This window comes from Gordonia otitidis NBRC 100426, from assembly GCF_000248075.1.
In the GTDB taxonomy this organism is placed as follows: Bacteria; Actinomycetota; Actinomycetes; order Mycobacteriales; family Mycobacteriaceae; genus Gordonia; species Gordonia otitidis.
This window is the reverse complement of the sequence record NZ_BAFB01000258.1, coordinates 1-4,184: the sequence shown is the minus strand read 5'-3', so window position 1 is coordinate 4,184 and position 4,184 is coordinate 1. Positions and strand designations below refer to the sequence as shown.

The following is a 4,184-nucleotide window of genomic DNA, read 5'->3' as shown; positions in this document are numbered from 1 at the left end:
TCCTTCACACTCGCCTTCATCAATGCGATCGAGAAGCGGCGGATGCTGTTCACCAACATCTACGACACCTTCCTCGGCCTTACGTCGGATCAAAGACGCCAGCTCGGCCTCAAATCCCTGTCTTATAGTCAGACAACTGACTTTGCCGCACGTGTGAAGGTCCTGGTCGACGCCGACAGAGTCGACGTCGTCGAGCTAATGAACGGCGTCTTTCAGCACACGGTGCCGCAGCCGCCCGTTATGTCCCTGGCAGTCGACTCCACCGACTACGAGTCATTCGCCAGGATTCGCGCCTTCTGGAATCGCACCAGCGACCAAGCACCTACCAGCCACGAGACCGACAGCGAACCAGACGCGGATCCCAAAGCGGTCCGCACAAGGGGCACCTGGCCAGTACTCCGCTCGGATAACCGCCTACAACGAACCGCCGACCCCGATGCGCGCGATGGACACCGCTCAGCGCACAACAACAATCCTGCCGGAGCGTTCGTCGGCTACGACCTCACGCTTGCAGTCAACGCACGGCCGTGGCGCGGCCAGGACGAAGTCCCAGGTTTCATCGCTGCTGCCAACCTCACACCCGCTGGCAGTCACCACGCCCGAGCGGCAATCGGGATCATCGAGAAGCTCCATGCCACCGGCCATAACATCACCGACGTCACCGCTGACCGCGCCTACAACAATGCAAAGACAGAATTCTGGACAGGCCCACTGCGCAAGCTCGGCATTGCGCCCGTCTTCGACCTGACCCAAAATCAGCGGCGCCAACGCCCCGGACCCGAGCCCGGCACCATCATCGTCGACGGAACACTGTTCACCGACGCGCTACCCAAGCACCTGCGAGAACTCCCCACATTCACCGTGGGCATGACATCATCGGACCGCACAGCACTGATGTCGCTCTATGACGACCGCACAGCCTACGCGTTCCGATCAATGGGGAAGAAGACCGATGGTAAGCAACGCTTCCGTGGCCCGGTCAGAACCGATGCACCGTCCAAGATCTGCTGCCCCAACAATCAAGTCTCAATGAAAGAGCGGCTGACCCGACCTGTAACCGAATGCAACGACGAAAAGTGCGGATGCTCCCTATCGGTCACCCTACGCGACGACTACTTCCCAAATATTCGCCAACGCAACCTCTATGGCACGACCGATTGGAACCAGGACTATCACCGGCGCAATGCTGTCGAAGCAGCCAATAGCGCCCTACGTACCGAGTTTCGAATGGACCGCGGCTACACCCGGGTCTTCGGGCGGGTGAAAAACGCCTTCCTGCTCGGCTTCACACTCTTTGCGTACAACCACGAGTGCATCACTAACCACTTCCGCACACGCAGACTAGCCATACCAGCCGCGTACCCGATCACGAAGATGGCGCCGCCGAAATTACCGGCGCACGAGACCTCAGCGAAGCGCGCAAAGATCAGCAAGGGTGACCGACCACCACCAGGCGGCTGATCTGCCTCTCGGGGCCATCTTACGGACGACACACCTCTCCACGGAACTTCCAGAGTCCGATGCTGCCCGGAGACCGAAATTCTGCGCTAATTGGGTGCGTCCGCGGATCTTCTCAGCCGATCGGATCTCGAGTTCAGAAGCGCTATCGCAAATTGATGTCATTAGTAGGCCGATGTCCGGAATTTCGTCGTATTTCTACGACTTATCCAAACTAGAGACTATGACATAGGCAAACATGCCAACTGTGGAGCCTAGGAGATTCGAACTCCTGACATCTGCCTTGCAAAGGCAGCGCTCTACCAACTGAGCTAAGGCCCCGTGCCGAGATCACCCGGCGTGGGTTGCGAAACGGGCTGAGATCAACCACTCGCAGTGGGCCTAGGAGGACTTGAACCTCCGACCTCTTCGTTATCAGCGAAGCGCTCTAACCGCCTGAGCTATAGGCCCGTGAACCGAGGATTGAGGTTACCCGACGAGGTCACCAACAACCAAAACGGCTGGTCAGAGGGGTTGCTTGGAACGCGACCACGCTAGGACGGCGACCGGCGAAACATGAGCTAATCCAGGTCGGCGAGAGTCACCTCGGCGCCGCCGACGAGGTCGGCGCAGAGGTTGTAGATGTAGGCGCCGACCGTGGCGAGGGCTGTCAGCAGGATCGCGTTGATCGCGCCGAGCAGCACCGCGTAACCGAAGATCGTGCCCGCCCCGATGATGTCGCCTTCGCTCGACGACCCGTCCGCGGTCACCAGTGTGCCGAACGAGCTGTTGATCTGATCCCAAACACCCATGCCGTCGAGGATCAGGTACAGCACGGCCACGGCGATCATCCAGACGAAGAAACCGACGATCGAGAGCACCGCGCTTATCTTGAATGTGGCCCACGGGTCGATACGACGGACCTGGACCGCGGCACGCAGTGCTGTTGCCGGACCGACCTGCGCCGGCGCCGACCGTGGGGCAGGCGCTGCGACAGCCTCGGTGGGCTGGCGGACCTCCGCGGTGTGGTGGATCTCGTCGAGGTCGGGCAGTTGATCGTCCTCGGAGGGATCCCGCACGATCGTCCGCGTCGGAGACTCGACGAATCCGGTGCGAGCGCCCGTGCCGGGTTCTCCGGGGCGATTCGGCGCCGACGGCCGAGGCGTGTTGCCCAGCTTCGTGACCGGGGCCTGACCCGACGCGGGATCGGAGCTCACCTGGCCACGCGGCGGTCCGCTGCGTCCGTTGGGCCCCTGCGCAGGGCCACTCGACTGCCCGTTGACCGGCGCTGCACCTGACCCGGCGACCGGATTGCCGCCCTGGGGCTTGCCCGCCTGCGGGGGTACTCCGCCGCGCTGCCACGGCGGAACCAGACCGCGCTGCGTGGGACCTCCGACCGGGCCCTGATCCTTCGACGGCATGGACGGATGAGCGACGGGTTCTGTCTTCGGGGATCCCGACAACTGCGCGCCCGAAGAACCCGGACCCGACGACCGCGCCGCCCCACCGGGATTACCGGACTCAGTGGGGCCCGCGGGCCGGCCGGTCGTCGACGTCTTGTCGTCCGGGTCGTTCGGTGTGCTCACTCGTATTCCTCACTCCATTACGCGTGCACTTCCAACCAACTGCACTTCGCTGACCACACCGCGCTGTCGAACACAGCGGGGTCACCGAGCACAACGGGGCTGGCGTTGCACACCACACTAACGGGTGAACCGCGCTCGTCGGCTGAACCTCTCACCGCGGAGTTGCAACGTCACGCCGCGGTGAGCCGTTACTCCGAGCCGTCGATTTCGGGTTCGTCCGCATTACGTGCAATGGCGATGACCGTGGTGCCCTCGTCGAGGTTCATCAGACGGACGCCCTTGGTTTGTCGCCCTGCCTTGCGCACCTGCTTGGCCGCTGTGCGGATGACACCACCACCGGAGGTGATCGCGTACAGCTCCGAATCGTCGTCGACGATGATCGCGCCGATGAGCTCGCCTCGCCTGCGGTCGTGCTGGATGGTCAGCACTCCCTTGCCGCCACGGCCCTGGACCGGGTAGTCGTCCATCGGGGTGCGCTTGGCGTAGCCGCCGGACGTCGCGACCAACAAGTACGTGCCCTCGCGTACGACGTTCAGCGAGAGCAGCTCGTCATCGCCGTTGAAGCGCATGCCCTGGACGCCGGAGGTCTGACGGCCCATCGGTCGCAGTGTCTCGTCGTCGGCGTGGAACCGGATGGACTGCCCCTTCTGCGACACCAGCAGCAGATCGTCGTCGGAGCTGCACAACTGTGCACCGACCAACTCGTCCTCGCCACGCAGGTTGATCGCCGCGATACCGCCGGAACGATTGGAGTCGAAGTCTTCGAGCTTGGACTTCTTCACCAGGCCGTTGCGGGTCGCGAGCACCAGATACGGCGCATCCTGATAGGTCTTGAGCTGGATGACCTGTGCAATGCGCTCCTCCGGCTGGAAAGCCAGCAGGTTGGCGACGTGCTGACCGCGGGCGGTGCGGTTGGCCTCGGGCAGCTCGTAGGCCTTCGCCCGATAGACGCGGCCCTTCGTGGTGAAGAACAGGATCCAGTCGTGCGTGGAGCTGACGAAGAAGTGCTTGACTATGTCGTCCTGTTTGAGTCCGGCGCCCTGCACACCCTTGCCGCCGCGTCGCTGACTGCGATACAAGTCGGTCTTGGTGCGCTTGGCGTACCCGGTCTCGGTGATGGTGACGACGACGTCTTCGCGAGCGATCAGATCCTCGTCGGTG

The 4,184-nt window shown here is 62.8% G+C and carries 3 protein-coding genes and 2 tRNA genes; 1 reads left to right on the top strand and 4 read right to left on the bottom strand.

The features are described 5' to 3' along the window. The coding region (locus GOOTI_RS26350; protein ID WP_007241257.1) for a hypothetical protein at positions 1 to 1,461 on the top strand (1,461 nt) is incomplete at its 5' end. 245 nt (positions 1,462 to 1,706) lie between these two features. Here the strand turns inward: GOOTI_RS26350 and GOOTI_RS24315 are convergent. The 4 genes from GOOTI_RS24315 to GOOTI_RS24300 all read right to left on the bottom strand — a co-directional run. Then, positions 1,707 to 1,779, bottom strand: a tRNA-Ala gene (locus tag GOOTI_RS24315). Between the two features lie 55 nt (positions 1,780 to 1,834). Next, positions 1,835 to 1,908 (bottom strand) — tRNA-Ile (locus tag GOOTI_RS24310). 110 nt (positions 1,909 to 2,018) lie between these two features. Then, complete coding sequence (locus GOOTI_RS24305) at positions 2,019 to 3,023, bottom strand: DUF3566 domain-containing protein (protein ID WP_007241256.1); 1,005 nt, start codon at positions 3,021 to 3,023, stop codon at positions 2,019 to 2,021. A gap of 188 nt (positions 3,024 to 3,211) precedes the next feature. Continuing rightward, positions 3,212 to 4,184: DNA gyrase C-terminal beta-propeller domain-containing protein (locus tag GOOTI_RS24300; protein ID WP_007241255.1), on the bottom strand; the 973-nt coding region annotated here is incomplete at its 5' end.